Raw genomic sequence first — 21,502 nt, forward strand, 5'->3', positions numbered from 1 at the left:
GAGCGGCGGGAGACACCACATCAAGCTGAACCTCGGTGAGCGCAAACGGGTGTTGTCTCGGGAGTCGTCGCGTTGCAGCGCATCACGCCACTGCGGTGTCGTTCATAGTTGCCAACAGAGCATCGACATTCTTCGTTAGATGTCTTTACTGTTAACACTCTTTAACTTATGTTGGGTGGACAGCCGCCAGCGCCCCCACGCTGCCGGTCGGTCCTGCGGCGGGCCGGGTGTTTCCCCGGGCTCGGCCCGCCGTTTCCCCGTGCAGAGGAGCCCACCATGAGACGCAGAGTCGTCCTGCCCGTCCTCAGTGCCACCGCCGTCGTCGCCTCGATGTTCGTCGCTGTCCCGCCCGCCTCGGCGCACGGGTACGTCTCATCGCCGCCCAGCCGGCAGGCGAACTGCGCCAGCGGTGCCGTGCCGAACTGCGGCGACATCGTCTGGGAGCCGCAGAGCGTGGAGGCACCCCAGGGGTCGATGCAGTGCAACGGCGGGGGGAGCCGCTTCGCGGTGCTCAACGACAACAGCAAGGGGTGGCCCGCGGCCTCGGTCGGGCAGACGGTGACCTTCAACTGGGTGCTCACCGCGCGACATGCCACGAAGTCGTGGGAGTACTTCATCGGCAACACCCGGCTGGCGATCTTCAATGACGGTGGCGCGCAGCCCGGGGCCACCAAGTCCCACACCGTCAGCATGGGCGGCTTCAGTGGGCGGCAGACCGTGCTCGCCCGGTGGACCATCAACGACACTCCGATGGCCTTCTATGCCTGTGTCGACCTCAATATCGGCGGAGGGGGTGGCACGCCACCGCCCACTACGCCGCCGACGACGCCACCGACAACTCCGCCTACGACGCCACCGACCACACCCCCGGACGGGGGCACGTGGCGGGCCGGAACCGCGTACGCGCCGGGTGCCACGGTCACCTACGGCGGGGCGGGCTATCGGTGCGTGCAGACGCACACTGCGGTGGCCGGGTGGGAGCCGCCGAACGTTCCCGCGCTGTGGCAGCGAAGCTGAGGTGGGGCCGGGGACTCGCGGTGGTGCTGTTGGTGCTCGCCGGCTGCGGTTCTCGGCCCGTTTCCGCGTACGGAAGCGTGGATGTGATGTTTGCCCAGATGAGCCTGGCCTATATCGATCAGGGTGAGCGGGTCCTGGGTCCGGTCGTGGAGCGAGCGGCGGACGCGAAGCTGCGGGTGCTCGCGGTCGAACTGCGCGAGCAGTGGCGGGCCGAAGCGCAGACCATGCAGAGCTGGCTGAGCGCATGGGGACAGTCGGCGGCGGCGGATCCCGGGCCGGAGGCGCACGCGGGGCACGGCGAGCTGCATTCGCTGCGGGATGCCGATCTCGCTGAGCTGACCGCAGCGACCGATTTCGACGGTACGGCGACCCGTCTGCTCCTCGGTCACCTGCACAACTGTGTCGCCGTGAGCCGCATGGAGGAGGCCGGGGGTAAGCATGCGGCCGCACGGGAGCTGGCCGGGCGGATGAGCGCCAGTCGCCAGGGCCAGATTCAACGGTTGCTGACCCTCGGACGATGACTCGTTGAAGCTTCAAACCGCCCGTACGATGGGCGGGTGAGTGCCGAACCGAGCGCCCGCTGGCTGAGCGCTGACGAGCTGGAGTCGTGGCTGCCGGTCGGGGGTCTGCTGCTGCGGCTCCCGGCCGCCCTGGATGCACAGATGCAGCGTGATTCGGGATTGAGCCACTTCGAATACCTCGTGCTGGCTAACCTTTCTGAGGCGCCGGACCGGACCCGCCGGATGAGTGCGTTGGCCGCGCTGGCGAACGGGTCGTTGTCTCGACTGTCCCATGTGGTCAAGCGGCTGGAGGGCAAGGGCTGGGTGGCGCGGACCGCGTGCCCGCGCGACGGTCGATACACCAACGCGGCGCTCACCGAGGCGGGCTGGGAGAAAGTGCGGCACAGCGCGCCCGGCCACGTGGAGGCGGTGCGGGACCTGGTGCTGGACGCCTTGACCGAGGCCGAGCTGGCGCAGCTCGGGGGGATCGCCCGCCGGGTGTTGACCCGCCTCGAGGCCGCCGAGCCGAACCAGGTGGCCGGCCGGCGCCGCGCTAGCCTGCCTGCCATGCCTCAGCTGATCACGCCGACCGTCCACCTGCACGCGCAGTGGCTCGCCGCCCGCGACGAATGGGGACGCGGAGTGCACCAGGACGGTTCGGGACTGCGCGCGGACGATGAGGTGGACACGGCCGCGGGCTTCGCTGCCTTCGTCGCCAAGCTACGCCGCGAGTCGGATCCGGCGGTACCGCCCGTCGCGGGCTGGGTGCACTGCAGCTATTGGTGGATCGCGGAAGGCGATCAGCTGCTCGGGGCGGTCTCCCTGCGCCACGAGCTCAACGACATCCTGCTCGATGCGGGCGGGCACATCGGCTACGGCATCCGGCCCTCGGCGCGCCGGCGCGGCCTCGCGTCGTGGGCGCTGAATGCCGTCCTTCCGTACGCGGGCAAGCTCGGCCTGGACCGCGTCCTGCTGACCTGCGAGGTGACCAACGAGGCTTCGCGCCGCGTGATCGAGCGCCGGGGTGGTGTCCTGGAAGACGTCCGGGACACGCCGCTCGGCCGGGTCCGGCGTTACTGGATCACGCTGGACCCGGCCGAGCGCACCGTCACGGAGTGAAGGTCTTCACGGTCCGGTTGTTGGTGACGTAGAGCCGGCCGCCGGTCGCCACCACGTGGTCGGTCGCCGTGCCGAAGGTGCGTACGGTTTTGCCGCTGGTCGGTGCCAGCACCAGCAGCGACTTGCCGCTGGTGGCGTAGAGCAGGCCGCCCGCGCGCACCGGGTGGCCGGGCGTCTTGAGGGCGCGGGTCCACTGCAGCTTGCCGTTCGTCGCGGCGTACGCGTTGATCCGCCCGGCCGAGGCGACGTAGACCCGCCGTCCGTCCGTGGCGAGCTCGCCCGCCTCGTTCTTCACCGTCCAGAGGGTCTTGCCGCTGCCCCCGGCCAGCGCCCGCAGCCCGGTCTTGCCGGTGACATAGAACTGGTCGCGGGCCGGGTCGGCGGCGCTCGCCGCGTACCGCAACCCGGTGCCCCAGTCGCTGTCGCCGCTCGCGACCGCGACCGCCTCGGTGAACTGGCTGGTGCTGCGCGCGAGCAGGACCCGTCCGTTGCGGGCGACCGGGCCGGCGAGAACGTAGTTGGGTCGGCTCCACAGCGACTCGCCGTCGGAGACCCGGAACGCCTCGACGCCGTGCTCCTCGCCGTCGCACGTCCCGCAGTAGCCGGAGACGAGGACCGTGCCCTGGTCGACCACCATCGCGTCGGTGGTCCAGGCGGTCAGGCTGCTCCACTTCTCCTGGCCGGTCACCGCGTCGATGCCGACCACGTTGCTGTCGTAGTTGCTGTTCGAGTAGCACGCGACATCGGTGACGACGACCGTGTTGCCCGACACGGCCAGGCCGGTAGCTTCGACATACCCGGCGCGGTAGATCCACAACTGCTTGCCGGTCTTCGTGTCGTACGCGCCGACGCCGTTGCCGTTCGGCTCCAGGACATACATCCGGCCGTTGCTGACGACGGGCGCCACCGGGTTCAGCGGGCAGCTGTCGATGGCCGCCTTCGGGGTCACCGTCCAGCGGGTCTTGAGCTTCTGCACGGTCGCTGCGTTGATGACCGATTCGGCCGGGTTGTAGTAGGTGTGGCCGGGGCCGTACCCATCCTGGGTCCAGTTATCCGGCGGCGCCGCCACGGCAGGCGCGGTGGCGAGGGCGCCGAGGGTCAACAACGCCGTCGCCGCGGACAGGCCGAGGCGGGCACATCGCTTGAGCTGCATGTGCAAGATCGTGGAGGGGCCACCCGTCGGCTCGGGACGACTTGGCGGGAAACGGGGCGAATTCCCCCGTTCAGGGTCAGCCCACCAGGCGGCGCTCCCACGCCCAGGCGGCGATCTCCACCCGGTTGCGGGCGTTCAGCTTGGTCTGCACGCTGCCCAGATGGGTCTTCACCGTGCCCACGGAGATGAACAGCTCGGTCGCGATCTCCGCGTTGGTCAGGCCCCGCGCGGCGAGTTTCACGACGTCCAACTCGCGCGGCGACAGACCGCCGTCGTCATCACTGGGCGCGGGCGGGGACAGGTGCTCCAGCAACCGTACGGTGATCGACGGGCTGATCAGTGCGTCGCCGGACACCGCTGCACGGACCGATTCCACCAGCAGCGCCGGGCCGGAGTCCTTGAGCAGGAAGCCCGCCGCGCCGTTGCGCAGCGCCTGGTGCACGTACTCGTCGAGGTCGAACGTCGTGACGACGACCACCTTCATCGGATCCGCGACGCCCGGCCCGGCGAGCAGCCGCAGTGCTTCGAGGCCGTCCATCCGCGGCATGCGGATGTCGAACAGCGCCACGTCCGGCTTGAGTTTGCGGGCCATCGCGACCGCCTCGACGCCGTCGGCTGCCTCGCCGACGAGCTCCATGTCGGGCTGCGCACCGATGATCATGCCGAAGCCGGTCCGTACCATCGCCTGGTCGTCGGCGATCATCACGCGGATCACTGCGTCACCTCCTGGTCCAAGGGCAGGGCCGCGTCGACGACCCAGCCGCCGTCGATGCCCGGCCCGGCGGTGATGCGCCCGCCCACCGCGCGGACCCGCTCCTGCAGGCCCACGAGACCGTACCCTGGCGCCTCCCGCGGCGTGCCGGCCTTCGGTGGCAGTCCGTCGTTCGCCACCCGGACCAGCAGCCAGTCCGGCGTCCGGCGCACCCACACGTCGGCGACCCGGGCGCCCTGCGCGTGGCGCCGAATATTGGTCAATGCCTCCATCACCACCCGGTACGCCGACGTCGACACCTCCACCGGCACGCCTTCGGTGCTGCCGTCCACGTGCAGGCGGGCGAGCGGCCCACCGGAGTTGGTGAACTGGTCGAGCAGTGGGCTCAGCTCGTCGACCCCGGCCAGCGGAGTCAACGGGGCATCCGGCTGGGCGTTCGGGTCGCGGAGCACGCCGACCATGCGCCGCATCGACGCCATGGTCTCGGCACCCGCCGTCTCGATCTGCTCCAGCGCGAGCAACACCCGCTTCGGGTCCTGCTCGGCGATGAACCGCGCGCCCTGGGCCTGCACCACGATCCCCGTCACGTGATGAGCGATGAAGTCGTGCAGGTCGCGGGCGAACTCGGCCCGCTGCTCGGCGCGGACCGCGTCCATCGCCCGGTTCCGCGTCGCCTCGACCGTCCGCAGGTAGATGCCGAGGCCGATGACCGCCGTGCCGAACAGGCCCTGGGTGAGGCCGGCGATGACCATGCCGGTGTCGAAACCACTGCGCAGCGGCAGGAAACCGAGCGCCGCGCCGATCGCCAGCACGCCGATGACCGACCAGCGGGCCTCGCCGTGTCGGCTGACCACGAACAGGACGCCGAGCAGCCCGACCGTTTCGGCGAGACCGTAGCTGCCGCCGTAATCGAGGTTGGTTCCGCCCACGCCGACGGTCAGCAGCAGCGAACAGATCCCGAGCACGGTTGCGACTTTTGGCAGACGGGCTGAGTTGTGCCGGTGCCGAGGCAGCCAGACCACGGCGGTGGCGATCGCGCTCAGGACCTGGAGAAAGACCATGTCGCCGCTGGAAGCCATGCCGTTGGCCACATCGAACATGCCCAGCAGCGCCATCAGGAAGAGAGCGCCCACCTGGGCCAGCCGGAAGAACAGGGCACGTTGCGTCAACATCGTGACCCAGCGTAACCGCTGTTCCGGCGGCCCTCATCGGCCGAAAGGCAGATCCACAGCCGGCGCCGTTCCCCGCTGCGGACCGATGTGCCACCCCGGGCTCCTCCCACAGGATTCTCCCCGTCTGATCCACTATTCCGGAGGCAACCCATGTATTCGCAGTCCCCGGCCGTCGCGCCGATGAACCCCACGGTGGGCGGTCCTTTGACGGCCGTGGCGGCCGAGGACCTGGTGAAGGTGTACGGCAGTGGCGACACAGCGGTGCGCGCCCTCGACGGGGTGACTGTCGGCTTCGCCCGGGCGCAGTTCACGGCGATCATGGGCCCGTCCGGGTCGGGCAAGTCGACGTTGATGCACTGCCTCGCCGGGTTGGACACGGCGACGTCGGGCCGGGCGCTCCTGGGCGGCACCGACCTGACCGTGCTGTCGGACAAGGTGCTGACGAAGGTGCGGCGGGAGCGGATCGGTTTCGTGTTCCAGTCCTTCAACCTGCTGCCGCAGCTGACCGCCGAACAGAACATCACCCTGCCCCTCGACCTGGCCGGCCGGTCGCCGGAGAACGGCCTGCTGGCCCGGCTGACCGAGGTGCTGGGCATCAGGGAGCGCCTGGCGCACCGACCGAGCGAGCTTTCCGGCGGTCAGCAGCAGCGCGTCGCCCTGGCGCGGGCGCTGGTGTCGCGGCCCGAGGTGGTGTTCGCCGACGAGCCGACCGGCAACCTGGACTCTCGATCCGGCGCGGAAGTGCTCGCGTTCCTGCGGGACTCGGTGCGCGACCTGGGCCAGACCGTCGTGATGGTTACGCACGACCCCGGTGCTGCCGCGTACGCGGACCGGGTCGTGCTGCTCGCGGACGGTCGGATCGCGGGCGAAATCGACCGTCCGGATCGCGCTTCGGTCGCGGCGGCGCTGCAGGGGCTGGGGGACCACCGATGAAGGTTCTCGGCACCCAGCTCGCCGGGGTGGCCCGGCGGCCCGCGCGGTTGCTGTTGACCGGTCTGGCGGTGCTTGTCGCCTCATTCGTCGTCTACGCGACGATCCTGGCCCAGGACATCACCGAGAAGACGACCATCGAAGGACTCAGCGGCACCCCGGCCGCCGCCGACCTGGTGATCGGCGCAGCTGCGGGCTCCGACCCGTACACCGAGGTGGCACTGGCTCCCGGTGACATCGCCAAGTTCCGGGCCGTACCCGGCGTGGCGGAGGCCGCCGGACGGGTCCGGGCCGGCGGTGACGTCAACGGCGAATACCTCGAGATCATGGCCGACCCGGGCACCGGGCCGCTCGCCACCACCCGCACCATCGAGGGCACGTACCCTTCGGCGCCGGGTCAACTTGCGGTCAGCCCGCGTACGGCGAGCCGGATGGGCCTGCCCGTGGGCAGCACCATCACCATCCACACCGACTGGGACGACAAGACGAGCAAGCCGATCAACCCGGTCAAGCTCACCGTCACCGGTGTCGTGGACACCGAAGGGGACTTCGGCGCTACCGCGTACGCGCCGCAGAGCACCGTGACCGCCCTGCAGGGTCGCAACCCCTCCGTCCGGCAGGTCGAGCTGCGGCTGGAACCGGGAGCCGATTCCGCCGCCGTCACCGCCGCCGCCGAGCGGATCATCGCCGCCGGGCCCAAGCCGGCCGATGGCCTGCAGGCCGCCGCGGTCCGCTCCGGCGCCGACGTGCGCCGGGACGAGGCGGAGGCGGCCGCCGCTGACATCAAGACGCTCTTCATGGCGATCGGTGTCTTCGTCGCCGTCGCCGTGTGCGCCGCCGCGCTGGTCGCCACCTCCACCTTCCGCATCGTGTTCGCCCAGCGCATGCGCCAGCTCGCCCTGCTGCGTGCCGTCGGTGCCGGCCGCGGCCCGCTGTGGCGCGCCCTCGCCGCCGAAGGCGCGCTCACCGGCCTGGTCGCCGGCGTCGTAGGTGTGCTCGGCGCGCTCGCCTTCGGTCACGCCCTGCCCCCGCTGATCCGCGCCTTCGACATCGCGGTCGTCTCGCCCGGCGCGCCGGTGCGGCCCGCGCTCTACGTCGTCCTGCTCGCCGTCGCCATCACCGTGATCGCCGTCGTCGCCCCGGCATTCACCGCCGCGAAGGTCTCGCCGATGGAAGCCCTGCGGTCCGCGAGCACCACGTCCGGGAGCAAGACCATCGGTAAGTTCCGCGCCGTGGTCGGGGTCCTGCTCGCCCTCGGATCGGGGCTGCTGGCCGCGTACGTGGTCACCAACCTGCCCGGCCGCGACACCAAGGACTACGACCCCGAGCCGATGATGCTCTCCGTCGTCGCCTCCGGCCTGCTGGCCTTCCTGGCGCTGATGGCACTGGGCCCGGTGCTGGTCCGCCCGCTGCTCGCCGCCCTCGGCTGGCCGCTGCGCCGGCTCGGACCGGTGGGCCGCCTCGCGGTCGGCGGCGTCGGCGGTGCGCCCCGCCGGGCCGCCGCGGTCTCCGTGGTCGTCGCGCTCGGCGTCACCCTCATCGCCAGCGTCGTCGTGACCGGCGCCTCCGCGCGGATCCTCACCGACCGGCAGCTCGCCTCGTCGGCACCCGCGGACTTCGAACTGCGGGCGCAGGAGAGCAACGGCGGGGCGCCGGCCACCCTCCCGGCCACGGTCCTGACCCAGGCGAAGGCCAGCGCCGATCTGACGCACGTGGCGCCGTACCGGCGGCTGGACACCATCGAGCTGACCGGCAGCGGTCTGGACTGGAAGCTGCGTGCCAACGACCTCGCCATGACCGCCCTGCCGGAGCTGAAGAAGATCGATGTCCAGAACGGCTCGCTCGCCGCGATCGGTCCCGGCAAGATCGCTATCAGTGGCTGGCTCGCGGACGACATCGACGCGCGGGTGGGCTCCACCCTCGACCTCAAGGCGGGGGCGAAGAAGGCGACCGTCGAGGTGGTCGCCGTGTTCCCCGACTCGGCCCCGCTGCAGTCGGAGCTCATCACCGACCCGGCCGACCTCACGAAGCTCGGTGCGCCGGCCAACCCCACCGGTCTGCTCGTCGACGCTGCCAAGCCGGACGAGGACGGGCGTACGGCCGCTCTGAAGGCCATGCGTCAGCTGCAGCGCGGGAACACCGGCCTCGGTCTCGAAGTGTTGGCCGACCAGCGGGACGAGGCGAACAAGATCATTGCCAGTGTGCTCGCGGTGGTCCTCGGCCTGGTGGGCCTGACCGTGCTGATCGCGGTCGTCGGCGTCGGCACCACCACCGCGCTGTCCGTGGTCGAACGGGTCCGCGAGTCGGGTCTGCTGCGGGCGGTCGGGCTGTCCCGCGGTGGCCTGCGCGCCATGCTCACCGCCGAATCGAGCCTCTACGGCGTCATCGGGGCGGCCGCCGGACTCCTGCTCGGCGTGCCGTACGCCTGGCTGATGGTGAAGGCGCTGGGTGTCAACGCTCCGCTGGAGCTGCCCGTGGGACAGCTCGCCCTCGTGTTCGTCGCACTGGTGACTTTCACCGCACTGGCGGGAGTGCTTCCCGCACGGAAGGCCGCGAAGGTCAGCCCGGTGGCCGCACTCGCCACCGACTGAGTCCGCCGTAACGGATGGATCCGGCCAACCGGTCGGCGGAACCGGGCCAGGCCTGCCCCCAGGGGATGCCGACCGGGATCACCCGAGCAACCAAAAACCGCTACTCTCACGCCCGATCGGCCGACATCCGTGCCGGTCGGGCGTGAGGGGTTTGCGTGAGACTGAAGTTGGTCACCGGCACAGCCGTGGTCGTCGCCGGCGGAGTTACCGCGGCGGTGCTGTGGGTGCCGTCCGACCCGCCGGCACAGACCGCCACCGACAGTGCCGCCGCGCCAGCCGCGGTTGTCGCCGAGCCGGTCGTGGAACACGGTGCCGGTAAGCCGGTGCGTGGTGAGCTGCGCACGCTCGCCCTGCCCGCGGCCGCCGGCGCCCGCAGCACCGACGTGCCGAAACGGTCGACCCAGCCGTTCAGCCTCCTCGGCGTCACCTGGACCGACCGGGCGGCTGTCGTCGCGGGGAAGGTCGAGGTGCGGACCCGGTCCGTGGCAACCCAGGCGTGGAGCGACTGGCACGTGCTCGAGACGGACGGCTCCCGCGGCCCCGACGCCGGGCACGGCCGCGGTGCCACCGAGCCGTTGTGGGTGGGCGAGTCCGACGGGGTCGCCGCTCGCATCCGGGGGGCTGCGGGCACCGCGCCGCTGCCCAAGGGCCTGCGGCTCGACCTCATCGATCCGGGTTCCTCGCCCGCCAAGTCCGCACGGTCCTCGTCCGGCGGCCAGGGCGGCGGGTTCGCCCTCGAGCCCGCTGCACCATCGAGCTTGCCCGCCGCTCCGGCTTCGCCCGAGCTAACGGCATCGTCGGCGCCGGTCGAGGAGCCCTCGCCCGCTGCAGCCACCGAGTCTCCTGCGGCAGAAGCGCCCACCTCGACCCCCACCACGACGGCTCCCACCTCCCCGGAACCCGCCCCCGCGCCTCCCGCCGCTGTGGGACGCCGGGCCGCCGCTGACACCGTCGGACTGCCGAACTACGTCAGCCGCCGGGGCTGGGGCGCCGACGAGAGCATCGTGTCCGGGCCACCGACCATCGCGCCGGCGGTGAAAGTCGTCTTCGTGCACCACACCGCGGACGCGGCCCCGTCCGACTGCGCAAAGTCGGCCGCGCACATCCGAGCCATCCACACGTATCACACGAAGAGCCTCGACTGGGGCGACATCGGCTACAACTTCCTCGTGGACCGGTGCGGCACCCTGTTCGAGGGCCGGGCCGGCGGGGTCGACAAGGCCGTCGTGGGCGCCCAGACGTACGGCTTCAACACCGGGTCGAGCGGCGTTGCGGTGCTGGGGACGTACATCAAGGACGGCGTTCCCGAGGTGACCAGGCGCGTCCTCTCCCAGTTGGCCGCGGCGAAGCTTTCCGCCTACGGTTTCGACCCGGCGAGCACCGCCACGATGACCTCCGGCGTCAACGACGGCAAGTTCCCCCGCGGCACCGTCGTGACCTTCAACCGGATCTCTGGACACCGCGACGGCTACGCCACCCAGTGCCCCGGCGACGCCCTGTATGCGCAGCTCCCGGTGATCCGCGCCGAGGCGGCCGACCGCGTGTTCGGGCTGAGCCTGAAGCCGCCGACCGGCGGTGTCCTGGGCGGCAACACCTACTTCGTCAAAGGCTCGGCGGCGCTGACGTGGTCGGCGGCCACCCCGACCGACCAGATCGCTCGCTTCGAGGTGCTCGTCGATGGCGCCGTCCAGGGCACGTATCCCGCGGGAGTGCGCTCGGCCGCCGTACCGCTGGCGTCGGGCTCGCACAAGGTCGCCCTGCGCGCTACTCACGTCCGCGGCGCGGTGGAGACCACGCCCGCGCTCACCGTCTTCTCCGACGTGAACGCGCCGGTAGTGACCGCGACCGGGCTCAGTCTGCGCGGCGGGACCGTGACCACGGCCGCGGTGCCGGTCACGATGACCTTCGGTGTCACCGACAACGTCCGGGTCACCGGGGTCAGCGCCACCTCGCCGTCCTCCGTCGGCCTGCCGGTCACCGCCCGGTCCTGGGCTACGACGACCCCGCCCGGCGCGGCCCGGACCTTCCGCATCTCCGCCCGGGACGCCGTGGGCAACGTGGGCACCGGCGCGCTGGTCCGCACCCCCGTGCTGGTGCCCGAAACGGCCGCCAAGCGTAAAGGCACCTGGAAGGCGGTCAAGAAGGCTTCGCAGCTCAACGGGAAGTCCCTGACCAGCTCCCAGCGCAACGCCAAACTGACGTGGACCTTCACCGGTCGTGCGGTGTCGCTGATCGCCGCTCGAACGGCCCGCTCCGGCAAGGTCGACGTCTACGTGGACGGCAAGAAGGTCGCCACCGTGGACACCCGCGCCGCGAAGACGACAAACCGCCAGGCCATCTGGACCCGCAACCTGGCGGCCGGGAAGCACACGGTGACGGTGGTGGTCCGGGCCACGGGTGGCCGCCCGGCCGTCACCCTGGACGGCCTGTCCTACCTGCGGTAACCGCCACGCACAGCTGACCGCTGCCGGGCACTCCACACAGGGGAGCCCGGCAGCGGGTGCTTTAGCGGCGGGTCGGCGGGAGGGTGAACCAGAAGGTCGCGCCGCGGCCGTCCTCGCCTTCAGCGTGGATTTCCCCGCCGTGGCGTTCCACCGCGCGGTGCACCGTGGTCAGGCCGATGCCGGTGCCCGGGAAGTCGTCGGCGCTGTGCAACCGGGCGAAGGGCCGGAATAGCTCGCCCGCCTTGCCCGCCGGGAAACCGGCGCCGTTGTCGCGGACGTGATAGTGGGGATCCTCGCCCGGACCGTTCCAACCGATCTCGATCACCGGCTTCTCGACCTTGCGGGTGAACTTGGCAGCGTTGTTGATCAGGTTCTCCAGGATCACCCGGACCAGGCCCTCGTCCCCGTCTGCGGTCATCGCCGGGTCCACCCGGAACTCGATCTCGCGGCCCGGCTCGCGCGCCTCCACCTCCCGGATGACCTGCCACACCGTCTCGGTCAGGTCGAAATCCCGACGCCGCAGCTCGCCCCGGCTGGCCCGGGACAGGATCAGCAGCGACTCGACCAGGTCGGCCATCCGTCCGGCCGCCGCCTGAATCCGTTCGATCCGGTGCCGAACCTCCGCGCCCAGCGGCTCGTCCTCATCGTCCTCGAGGATCGTCTCGGCATAACTGCTGATCACCTGCAGCGGCCCGCGCAGGTCGTGCGAGACCGAACCGCTGAACGCCTCCAACTCCCGGTTACGCCACTCCAGCTCCTCGACCAGCGCGGCGCGGGTTTCGGCGAGCTGCCGTGCGGCGCGTTCGCCGGCCGCGTCCAGCTCGCGGCGCATGAGTTCCTCACGGATGCGGCGGGACTCGTCGAGGGACTGCTTGCGACGGATCTGAGCGCGGACGTGCGCGCGCAGCGTGTCGGCGCCCTCGGTGGCACGGACATAGTCGTCGGCGCCCGCGGCCAAACTCTCCAACAGGGCGTCGTCCCGGTCACCGATCATCACCAGCGGGGTGTCGCCGATCTGCGGTGCTTCCTTGATCCGCGCGCACGTCAGCCGGGCCTCGGCGTCCAGGTGCAGGACGATGCAGTCGACCGGCTGGGCGGCCAGCAGGTCCAGCGCCTCGTCACCACCGGACGCCGCGACCACGTCGAAGCCGTCAGCGCGCAGTGCGTCGCCCCACTGCTCGCGGCGTCCGCGGTCCGCGGTGACGGCCAGTACCTTGCCAGGACCGTGCAGGCTGCCGATCATCTCGATGGGCAGCTGCTCCGCGCTGGTCCGCAGGACGGCCGCCAGCTTGGCGAGCACCACAGCGAGATCCTGTTGCTTGCGGACGAACGCGTCAGCGCCCGCCTCCAACATCTGCACCTCGGTCGCGTAGTCGTCGGCGGCCGTCATCAACAGGCACGGTATGTCCCGCAGCGCGGGATCCAGCCGCAGCCGACGAATCACTGTCGCACCGTCGATCCCCGGCATGACGCCGTCCACAATGACCGCCTGTGGGCGCCGGTCGGCGGCCGTCCGCAGGCCCTCCTCGCCGGACGCGGCCGTGATCACCGCGTACCCCTCGGGTTCCAGCAGGTCACGCAGTTGTTCGCGGAAGGTCAGGCTGTCGTCGATGACCAGCACGGTCGTCCGCGGGTCGGCGGGTGTGCCGTCGTCGCCGAGCAACTGGCGCGACCGCGCCACCACATAGCCGGCGTCGTACGGCTTGCCCACGTATTCGTCGGCGCCGGTCCGCAGACCATGCAGGCGATCCGCGACCTCGGCCTCGCTCGACAACAGCACTGTCACCGTCTCAGCCCGGCCCGGCAAGGCGCGCAGCTCACGCAGCAGCTCCACGCCATCGGCGTCGGGCAACAGAACATCCAACACCGCCACGTCGAAGCCACCCGCCCGAAACGCCGCGCGGGCTTCCTCGCCGGTCGCGCACAGCTTCGTGGCGAAGCCGTCAGCCTCGAAGGCCTCGTGGAGGTCCATCCGCACGGTGAGGCTGTCGTCGACGATCAGCACGGTCGGGTTCATCGACGCACCCCCTCGACTGGGGACGGTTCGGTCAGCCGCGCGGCGATCCGTGTCGGCGGCAGAATGTACGCGGCAGCACCCAGCAGCGCCGCCTCCCGCGGCATGCCGTAGACGACGCAACTCGCCTCGTCCTGGGCGTACGTGACGGCACCGCGGGCGCGCATCCGCAGCAACCCCTCCGCGCCGTCGCGGCCCATGCCGGTGAGCAGGACACCGGCCGCAGCGGCACCGCACTCGGCGGCGACCGATTCGAACAGCACGTCCACCGAGGGTCGGCACGAGTGCCGCGGGGGAGCGTCGCTGAGCCGGATCAGGCCTTCGCTGACGAACATGTGCCGGTCGGGCGGGGCAAGCAGCACCCGCCCACCCACGCCGCGCAACGGCACGCCATCGCGCGCATATGTCACGTCGCGGCCGGACTGCCCGGCGAGCCAGTCGGAGAACGCCACGGCGAACGGCTCGCTCGCGGCGATGTGCTGGACGCAGAGGATCGGCGTACGGAACCCGGACGGCAGCGCCCGCAGCAGGTCAGTGAGCGCGCCGGGCCCGCCGGTCGAGGCACCGACCGCTACCACCTGCACGGCGTGGTCCCGCAGCGGCGGCGCGGCCGGGGTGGGCAGCGGTGGCGCCGGCGGTGGGCTCGTGCTCCGGGACCGGCCGTCGAGCTTGGCGCGGGGGTGGGTGATGACCCGGATCCGCGACACCAGCCGTACGGCCGAGCACAGCCGCCGCGCCCAACCGGCGTCCGATGCGTCGCCCCGCGGTTTCTCCAACACGTCGACCGCCCCGGCCGCGAGCGCGTTGTAGGTGGTGAACAGCTCCTGCCGGTCGGCGGACGACACCACGAGGATCGGGGTGGGGTTCTCCGCCATGATGTGTTCGGTGGCTTCCAGCCCGCTCATCGTCGGCAGCATCATGTCCATCGTCACCACGTCGGGCCGCAACCGGCCGACCAGTTCCACCGCCTGCCCGCCGTCGGTGGCCTCGCCGACCACCTGCAGTTCCGGGTCGGCGGCCAACGATTCGCGCAGGTGAGCACGCATCGTCGCCGAGTCCTCCACGACCAGCACGCGGATCATGCGGACACCAGCCTTCGGATGTGGGAGAGCAGTTCCTCCTGGTTGAACTCGCCCTTGACCACGTACGCGGACGCGCCGACCTGCACGCCGCGGGCCCGGTCCTCCGCACTGGCGCGGGAGCTGACCAGGATGGCGGGCACCATGGCGAGGTCGGGGTCGGCACGGGTCTCGGCGACGAAGGTGAAGCCGTCGATGCCGGGCATGTCGATGTCGGAAAGGTAGAGGCCGTACTGCCGGGACCGGGCTTTCTCGAGGCCCTCCTCGCCGGAGGCCGCCAGGTCCACCTCGTAGCCGGCGGACTCCAGGATGCTGCGTTCCAACATGCGGGTGGTGAGCGAGTCGTCGACCACGAGAATCGGCAGCCGCCGGGCGGGCTCCGGTGGCGCCGCACCGCCGCCGATCCGGGACGCTTCCGTGACGACACCTTGGGCGTCGAGGACGAGCCGCGGGTTGCCGTCGAGGTCCATCGACACGCCACCGATCACCGGGGCGGCCGGGGCCAGTTCCGGCAGCGGGCGGACGACCAGGGTAGAGGTGCCGGCGAGCCGGTCGACGCCGACAGCGACCGAGCGTCCGTCCGCGGTGACGACGACGGCGACGCCGGGGCCACCTTCCTCTTCGGAGACGGTGGTGCCCGCGTACAGGGCGCGGGCCAGGGGCAGGAAGGGCAGGGCTTCGCCGTCATAGGCCAGCTTGCCGGTCACCACCGCGGTGGTGGCTTGTCCCGGAGCCAGGCGTACGCAGGTGCGGACCGAGTCCAGCGGAACGGTTGCCACCGAGCCGGCCGCCTCCACGATGAGTCCGTGCAACGACAGCAGGGCCAGCGGCAGGATGAGTTCGATGGTGGTGCCCTTGCCGGTCTCGGTGCGGATCGCCACGTCTCCGCCGAGCTGGTCGGCGACGTCGCGGGCCACGTCCATGCCGATGCCGCGGCCGGCCACTTCGGTCACCGTGGGGGAGGTGCTGATGCCGCCGCGCATGACGAGGTCGAGGAGTGCCTGCTCGCCGAGCTCGGTGCCGCCCGGGACCAGCAGGCCGCGGGCTTCGGCGGTGCGCCGGACCGCAGCCAGGTCGAAGCCGCGGCCGTCGTCCGTACAGATGAATGCGGCGTAGCTGCCCCGGCGTTCGACCGCGACGGTCACCGTGCCTTCGGCGGGTTTGCCCGCCGGGATCCGCTCGTCTTCGCCTTCGATGCCGTGCACGACCGCGTTGCGGACGATGTGCAGCAGCGCCCCGTTCGCCAGTGCCAGCACGTGCGGGTCCATCCGCAGGTCGCCGCCGTGGCCGTCGAAGCGGACCCGGCGGCCTTGCGCCTCCGCGGCGTCGCGGACGGCCCGCCGCAGCCCGGTGAAAATGCTGGACGCGGCGACCAGACGCAACCGTTCGGCGCGGCCGCGGATTTCGTCGAGTTCGCGCTCGACCTGTTCCACGGTGTCGATCAGCTGGCGGCCGAACGCGCCGAGGTCGGCGGCGAGGCGCATCGCCGCCGCGTGTGCGGTGCCGGTGTGCCCGCCGGTGCGGTCGGCCCGCAGCTGGTCGGCGAGGGATTCGGCGGCGCGGTGCAGCCGATTGAAGGTGGCGTTGCCGGTGCGCAGCGGCGCGAACCGGGCGTGTGCCTCGCCGACCGCGTCGAGTAGATCGTCGACGTCGGCGCTGGCTGCCCGGATGGCAGGCACCGGTTCGGCCGGCGCGGCGGGCGGTGCGGGCTCGGCGGGCGCCGTCGGTGCGGCAGCCGGCGCCGGCGTGGGTCCGGGTGCAGCCGGGCTTGCCGCGGGCGGCGCCGTGGCCGGTGTGGCCCGGTCCGCGGCCGGTGGCGTGCCTTCGGCGGCGGGTTCCAGCGCGGCGACGAAGCCTTCGATCTCGTCGTTGAGCCGCAGCAGCTCACGCATCTCGTTTGCCGGCAGCGGACCGTCGTCAGTGCGGTGCGGTACCAGGACTTCCTCGAACGCGTGCGCCCGGTCGGCGATTTCCTGCTGCCGGACCACCCGGGCGGCGCCTTTGAGCGTGTGCGCGAAGCGCAGCAGCCGGGCCACCAGGTCGGTGCCGGGACGCTGGTCCAGATCGAGGACGCCGGCACTGATCTGGTCCACCAGCTCCCGGGCCTCCACCCGGAAGTAGCGCAGCGGATCCTGACTCATCGGCGGCCGGTGCCTACCAGGTCGAGCAGGTCGCCCGAGAGGTTCGACAGGTGCGCGGCGGTCTGCCGGGTCTGCACGGCGCTCGCCTCGGTCTCCCGGGTAACCCGGGCGGTGTCCGATGCGGCGACGTTGACCTGCTCGACGGCCGTGGTCTGCTGCTTGGTCGACAGCTCGATCTCGCGGGTCGCGTCGTTGGTGGTGGCGACCAGGTGGGCGATGCGCCGGAACGAGTCCGTGGCGTCGTCGAACTGCCGGGAGCCCGCGTCCACGGACTTCGCTCCGATCTCGGTAGCCATCACCGTGGTGTTGACCGCACCGCGAACGTCTTCGATGAGCGCCCGGATCTCTTTCGCCGAGCCGGCGGTCCGGTCGGCGAGCTTGCGGATCTCCTCGGCGACCACCGCGAACCGGCGGCCCCACTCGCCCGCGCCGCTCGCCTCGATCGTCGCGTTGATAGCCAGGATGTTGGTCTGCTCGGCCAGCTCGGAGACCAATTCGACGACGCCGCCGATCTGCTGCGACTTCTCGCCGAGCGCCAGCATGTGCTGCACGATCTGGTCGACCTGGGTGCGGATCGCCGAGATCGACGTCCGGGTCTGTTCGATGGTCGCGTCGCCGTTGCGGGCCGCCTCGGCGGTCTCCTCCGCGATCGTGGAGACTCGCTGCGCGCTGTCGGCGATCTGCCGAGAGGTGATGAGCAGTTCGCTGATGGTGGTGGTGATCTCGTTCATCGCGCTGGCCTGGTCCTGCCCGCCACTGGCCTGCTGGGCGGCCGCCGCTTCGAGCTGCGCCGACGAGCTCTGGATGTGCCCGACCGCTGCACCGACCTCACGCCGCAGATCCCGGCTGAGTTTCCAGGCCACCAGAGCGCCAAACACCAGCGCCGCTCCGCCCAGCACGATGATCACCACAATGGACTGGGTAGCTTTGGCCGACGACGCCTTGCGAGTCGCTTCCACGTCGGCGCGAACTCCGGCGGTGAGGTCCGCGTTCGCCTTCTGCAACGTCGCCCGTGCCGGGGCGACCTCGGAAGCGTTGAGTTGACTGATGTTCCGCAGGTCGGTCATGGTCTTGCGGCGTTCGATGACCGGTTGCAGGACCGCGGCGTGGGCCGCCTCCGCATCAGCGACCGCGTCGAGCAGTTGCAGTGACTTGGCGTCGGTCATCGAAGCCTTCAGGTCGGCTAGGACGGCGAGGAACTGCTGCCGGTCGTTGTTTGTCGCATCGAGGTACTCCTGGCTGCCGTTGAGCAGATAGCCGCGGTAGTCGGAGATCCGGCTTTCCGTCTTGGTGACCAGGTGTTCGGCACCGACCAGCTCGTCGGCTGCCACCCGGATCGCGTCGTCCTTGGCGTCGACCACGATGGACAATGCAGCCACCGCGGCCGCGCCCATGACCAGCGTGAGGACGAGCGTGATGCCGACGCCACCCGCCAGCTTGGTGCCGAAGTTGCGTGCCGCCATCATCGCTCCTGTTCCGTCGGTTGGTGGTGGCCGGTGAGCCGGTGCACCGAGGCGCGGGCCGCGGGCAGGTCGATCACCGGCCGCGTTCCCCCGGCGAGCGGAACCATGCCACTCAAAATGTCGCCGCCGTCCGTGCGGGCCTCTTCGACGATGTCTGCCGCGGCGACCCGGACATGCCCGTCGAGTTGGTGGAAGGCGAAGGCCAAGGGGGGTGCGCCGGCGGCCAGCACGAGCCAGCGCGGCCGGTCCGGAACCGCGTGTCCGAGCAGCGCGGCCAGGTCGTACACGGGCACGATCGCACCGCCGAAGCCGGCCACTCCGAGCAGCGCCGCTTGCGGTCCGGGCAGCGGTGTCACGGGCCGTCCCTGGTGCAGGCCTGAAGCCTGGGAGAGGCGCAGGGCGTACGGCCGCCCGCCCGCGTGCACGGCGAGCAGCTCGGCGAAGGCGAGGTCGTGGCTGCGGGACGGCTCGGCGAATGACCGGTCGAAGTCTGCGCGTAGTCCGGTCAGCCGGTCGGCAACGTCGTTGGTGCTCATCGACGCACCCCGCAGGCGTCCAGTTCGGCCCGGCACAGGTTGGTGAGGGCGAGCCGGCCGAACCCGCCACCGAACAGCGTCAGGCGGTCCTCGCGCTCGCTGCGCAACAGCGTCAGCGCCCGGTCCAGCTCGGCGCTCGCCGTCTGATTCTCGCCCCGGCGGCGGGCCAGCAGCCCGAGCCGCAGCCGCGGCATGGCAAACCCTGGATCGAGGTGTGCGGCCAGCTTGTAATGCCCGATCGCCACGTCCACCGCGGCACCACCCTCCAGGCAGACGGCCAGCTGATGGTGGGCGTCGGCGTTGAGGCCGTCGGCGTCGAGCAGCCGTCGGCACACCATCTCGGCTTCCGCGAGGCGGCCCGCCTGTGCCAGCAGGACGCCGTGCAGGAGCAACTCGCGCGCCTCGGGCCGCTCGCCCAGGCCGCGTTCCACCAGCGTCAGGGCCTCCGCGAACCGTTCGTCGCGCAGTAGCCGCATCGCCTGCTCATGCACGTTCTGGGACCGCCGGTCGGCCGGTGCCGCAGGCACCTCTCGCGGCTGCGCCACGGGTGCCGGAGCCGCAGACATCGCCGCCGGCTCCGGCCGTGGTTCGGCTGCTGATGGCGACGGTACGGCCGGACGACGGTAATAGAACGTCTGATGTGAATGCTGCGGCTCGAGCCCCTCCGGCCGTGGCCCCAGCGAGTCGGTGTGGCCGAGGAACAGATAGCCGCCGGGAGCCAGGGCACCCGTCATGCGCCGTACCAGTGACGCCTGCAGTTCCGGGGTGAGGTACATGAGCAGGTTGCGGCAGAAGACCACGTCGTATTGGCCGGCCCGCCACAGGTCGGCATCGTCGCTGGCGACGTTGTAGCGGCGGAAGCGGACGTCGGAGCGGATGCGGGCGTCGAGCTCGTATTCGCCGTCGCGCGGGCGGAACCAGCGCTCCCGGATGACGTCCGGGGTTTCGCGCAGTGACCAGGCCGAGTAGCGGGCTCGTTCGGCCCGTTTGAGCACGGCGGCGCTGGCGTCCAGGCCCAGCACGGAGACGATCCAGTCCGGGCCGGGCTGCGCCTCCCGGGCCACGATCGCCAGCGTGTACGCCTCCTCGCCGGAGGAGCACCCGACCGACAGCATGCGCAGCACCCGCTGAACGCCGCGGTCGAGGATCCGGGCCGGGAGGACCATCTCAGCGAGCGCGCGGAACTGCTCGCCGTGCCGGAAGAAGTAGGTCTCATTGATGCTCAGTTCCTCGGCGAGCGTCTTCAGCTCCCGCTCCCAGGCACCTGCGGAGAGCCTCCGCAGGTATCCCGCCGGATCCAGCCTCTCCGCGGCGACCCGTTTGCGCAGGACCTCGGCCAGCTGGGGTACGTCGTTGTCGTCGAACGTCCAGCCGAGTTGGCTGGCGAGTTGCACCCGGAAACGGGCGACGTCGGCCGGGGCGCTCACGTCGCCACCGCCAGTTCCGCTGCGGCTGCCCACACCTCGTCCGGCACCAGGCGCATCCCGCGCAGGACGAGGACGGGTTCGGAGTCCATGGTGCCGACCGCGTCGATCAGGCGGGCGGGTGCGTCCCCGAGCAGAGCTTCCTGCCCGGCTGTGGTGCCCGCGCCGACCGGCCGTACGCCGAGGATCGAGCTGATCGCGAACGCCACCGGACCCCGCTCGGTGCGGACGGCGACGAACCGGCCCGCCGGCGTGGTGACCCCGCCGAGCAGCCGGGCGACGTCGATCACCAGGGTCGGTACGCCGCGCATGATGCAGATGCCGCTGACGAAGGGCGGCGTCCCGGCGAGCGGATGGGTGGTCAGCGGGCGCATGGTCTCGATGACGTCTTCAATGCGCAGGGCACACAGCAGTGGGCCAGCTCGGAAGACGAGCGACGGCACACCGGCGGGCGTCCCCGCAAGTGGTGCGATATGTCCCGGCTGCCCCATTGGCTCAGGCTAGCGGGCATCTCGCCCTGATCAGCGAGAATGTTTCAGTTCAGCCAGGGCGCTGGTCATTCTGCCCGCCGGATGCGCAGTTGCCGCTTTTCCGCGACACCGAGTATTCCCGGTCGTCGGTCGTGATCCCCGACGGTACGCCCCCGAAGGAGGTCTCCACCTTCTCGAAGCCTCGAAGCTGTTCGTGATGCAGATGCGGGGCGCCCGAGTTGCCCGTGCTGCCGACCTTGCCGATCTGGTCACCGAGTTCCACGTGCTGCCCTTCGCGCACCAGCGGTGGTTCGAGCATGTGCAGGTACAGCGTCGACCACCGGCCGCCGTGGTCGATCTTCACCCAGTAGCCGCCGCCCTTGCCGCGTGGGCCGTCCGGATTCTCCGGGTTGCGCCCGCCCACCGTCCCGTTGATCCCGGCCTTGGTGACGGTGCCCGCGGCGGCGGCGAGGACCGGTCGGCCCCAAGCCTCGCCCTGCTCGGGGAACAGGTCGACATCGTAGTCGTCGTGTCCCGGGTAGGTGCCCAACTTCCAGGTCTCGCCGCACGCCACCGGCAGCTGGAAGGCGGGGCGGGGGCCGGGCGGCCGCAGCACGATGTATGCGGCGGCCGCAACGACCAGGCAGACTCCCACCACTGCGGCGATGACACTGCGGCGTACCCAGGGGCGCGGTCGGGCTGTCACCGGCCCCATGATCGCAGGTCGCGGCAATGCG

General features: G+C 71.2%; 17 protein-coding genes and 1 pseudogene. 6 read left to right on the forward strand and 12 right to left on the reverse strand.

Annotation, left to right across the window (positions count from 1 at the left end; translation table 11 throughout):
* The first annotated feature begins 276 nt into the window (after positions 1-276).
* Genes ACIA1L_RS14240 through ACIA1L_RS14250 form a run of 3 tightly spaced genes read left to right on the forward strand, consistent with a single transcriptional unit; the run spans position 277 to position 2,636 of the window.
* A complete protein-coding gene (locus ACIA1L_RS14240) occupies positions 277-1,017 on the forward strand; it encodes a lytic polysaccharide monooxygenase (protein WP_396073111.1) in 741 nt (246 codons plus the stop codon).
* Positions 1,002-1,538 (forward strand): DUF305 domain-containing protein, encoded by a 537-nt coding sequence (locus ACIA1L_RS14245; protein WP_396073112.1) that lies wholly within the window; start codon positions 1,002-1,004, stop codon positions 1,536-1,538. Before ACIA1L_RS14240 ends, ACIA1L_RS14245 begins: the two co-directional genes overlap by 16 nt.
* 36 nt (positions 1,539-1,574) lie before the next feature.
* Positions 1,575-2,636, forward strand: coding sequence for a GNAT family N-acetyltransferase (locus ACIA1L_RS14250; protein WP_396073113.1), 1,062 nt, complete (start codon positions 1,575-1,577; stop codon positions 2,634-2,636).
* Here ACIA1L_RS14250 and ACIA1L_RS14255 read toward each other — a convergent pair.
* The 3 genes from ACIA1L_RS14255 to ACIA1L_RS14265 all read right to left on the reverse strand — a co-directional run bounded on the left by ACIA1L_RS14255 (position 2,626) and on the right by ACIA1L_RS14265 (position 5,673).
* Positions 2,626-3,789, reverse strand: a complete 1,164-nt coding sequence (locus ACIA1L_RS14255; RefSeq protein ID WP_396073114.1) for a PQQ-binding-like beta-propeller repeat protein — start codon at positions 3,787-3,789, stop codon at positions 2,626-2,628. The two genes, ACIA1L_RS14250 and ACIA1L_RS14255, sit on opposite strands and share 11 nt — an antisense overlap.
* A 76-nt stretch (positions 3,790-3,865) precedes the next feature.
* A complete protein-coding gene (locus ACIA1L_RS14260; protein WP_364155677.1) occupies positions 3,866-4,504 on the reverse strand; it encodes a response regulator transcription factor in 639 nt (212 codons plus the stop codon).
* On the reverse strand, positions 4,501-5,673 hold the full coding sequence (locus tag ACIA1L_RS14265) for a sensor histidine kinase (RefSeq protein WP_396073115.1): 1,173 nt from the start codon (positions 5,671-5,673) through the stop codon (positions 4,501-4,503). The genes ACIA1L_RS14260 and ACIA1L_RS14265 overlap by 4 nt, the downstream gene beginning before the upstream one ends.
* Positions 5,674-5,853: 180 nt before the next feature.
* Between ACIA1L_RS14265 and ACIA1L_RS14270 the strand changes: the two genes are divergently transcribed.
* The 3 genes from ACIA1L_RS14270 to ACIA1L_RS14280 all read left to right on the forward strand — a co-directional run bounded on the left by ACIA1L_RS14270 (position 5,854) and on the right by ACIA1L_RS14280 (position 11,638).
* Positions 5,854-6,606 (forward strand): ABC transporter ATP-binding protein, encoded by a 753-nt coding sequence (locus tag ACIA1L_RS14270; RefSeq protein ID WP_396073614.1) that lies wholly within the window; start codon positions 5,854-5,856, stop codon positions 6,604-6,606.
* Entirely contained in the window at positions 6,603-9,194 is a 2,592-nt protein-coding gene (locus tag ACIA1L_RS14275; protein WP_396073116.1) for an FtsX-like permease family protein, read from the forward strand. The genes ACIA1L_RS14270 and ACIA1L_RS14275 overlap by 4 nt, the downstream gene beginning before the upstream one ends.
* A 155-nt stretch (positions 9,195-9,349) precedes the next feature.
* Positions 9,350-11,638, forward strand: a complete 2,289-nt coding sequence (locus tag ACIA1L_RS14280; RefSeq protein ID WP_396073117.1) for an N-acetylmuramoyl-L-alanine amidase — start codon at positions 9,350-9,352, stop codon at positions 11,636-11,638.
* Between the two features lie 61 nt (positions 11,639-11,699).
* Here the strand turns inward: ACIA1L_RS14280 and ACIA1L_RS14285 are convergent, their stop codons facing one another.
* The 9 genes and pseudogenes from ACIA1L_RS14285 to ACIA1L_RS14325 form a co-directional block, all read right to left on the reverse strand.
* Entirely contained in the window at positions 11,700-13,655 is a 1,956-nt protein-coding gene (locus tag ACIA1L_RS14285) for a response regulator (protein WP_396073118.1), read from the reverse strand.
* Positions 13,652-14,734, reverse strand: coding sequence for a chemotaxis-specific protein-glutamate methyltransferase CheB (gene cheB, locus ACIA1L_RS14290; RefSeq protein WP_396073119.1), 1,083 nt, complete (start codon positions 14,732-14,734; stop codon positions 13,652-13,654). Before cheB ends, ACIA1L_RS14285 begins: the two co-directional genes overlap by 4 nt.
* Positions 14,731-16,215, reverse strand: coding sequence for a response regulator (locus tag ACIA1L_RS14295; protein ID WP_396073615.1), 1,485 nt, complete (start codon positions 16,213-16,215; stop codon positions 14,731-14,733). The genes cheB and ACIA1L_RS14295 overlap by 4 nt, the downstream gene beginning before the upstream one ends.
* A gap of 384 nt (positions 16,216-16,599) precedes the next feature.
* Positions 16,600-16,872: pseudogene (locus ACIA1L_RS14300) on the reverse strand (Hpt domain-containing protein); the annotation flags it as partial.
* Complete coding sequence (locus ACIA1L_RS14305) at positions 16,869-18,335, reverse strand: methyl-accepting chemotaxis protein (protein ID WP_396073120.1); 1,467 nt, start codon at positions 18,333-18,335, stop codon at positions 16,869-16,871. The gene ACIA1L_RS14305 and the pseudogene ACIA1L_RS14300, both read right to left, overlap by 4 nt.
* Positions 18,335-18,871 carry a chemotaxis protein CheW gene (locus ACIA1L_RS14310; protein ID WP_396073121.1) on the reverse strand — a complete coding sequence of 179 codons (537 nt, stop codon included), beginning with the start codon at positions 18,869-18,871 and terminating at the stop codon, positions 18,335-18,337. Before ACIA1L_RS14310 ends, ACIA1L_RS14305 begins: the two co-directional genes overlap by 1 nt.
* Positions 18,868-20,298, reverse strand: coding sequence for a CheR family methyltransferase (locus ACIA1L_RS14315; RefSeq protein WP_396073122.1), 1,431 nt, complete (start codon positions 20,296-20,298; stop codon positions 18,868-18,870). Before ACIA1L_RS14315 ends, ACIA1L_RS14310 begins: the two co-directional genes overlap by 4 nt.
* A complete protein-coding gene (locus ACIA1L_RS14320; protein WP_396073123.1) occupies positions 20,295-20,786 on the reverse strand; it encodes a chemotaxis protein CheW in 492 nt (163 codons plus the stop codon). The genes ACIA1L_RS14315 and ACIA1L_RS14320 overlap by 4 nt, the downstream gene beginning before the upstream one ends.
* 49 nt (positions 20,787-20,835) lie before the next feature.
* Positions 20,836-21,480: a M23 family metallopeptidase gene (locus tag ACIA1L_RS14325; protein WP_396073124.1), complete on the reverse strand. Its 645-nt coding sequence runs from the start codon at positions 21,478-21,480 to the stop codon at positions 20,836-20,838.
* Positions 21,481-21,502: the final 22 nt, after the last annotated feature.

The organism is Actinoplanes sp. NPDC051859, from assembly GCF_044452725.1.
Taxonomy (GTDB): domain Bacteria; phylum Actinomycetota; class Actinomycetes; order Mycobacteriales; family Micromonosporaceae; genus Actinoplanes.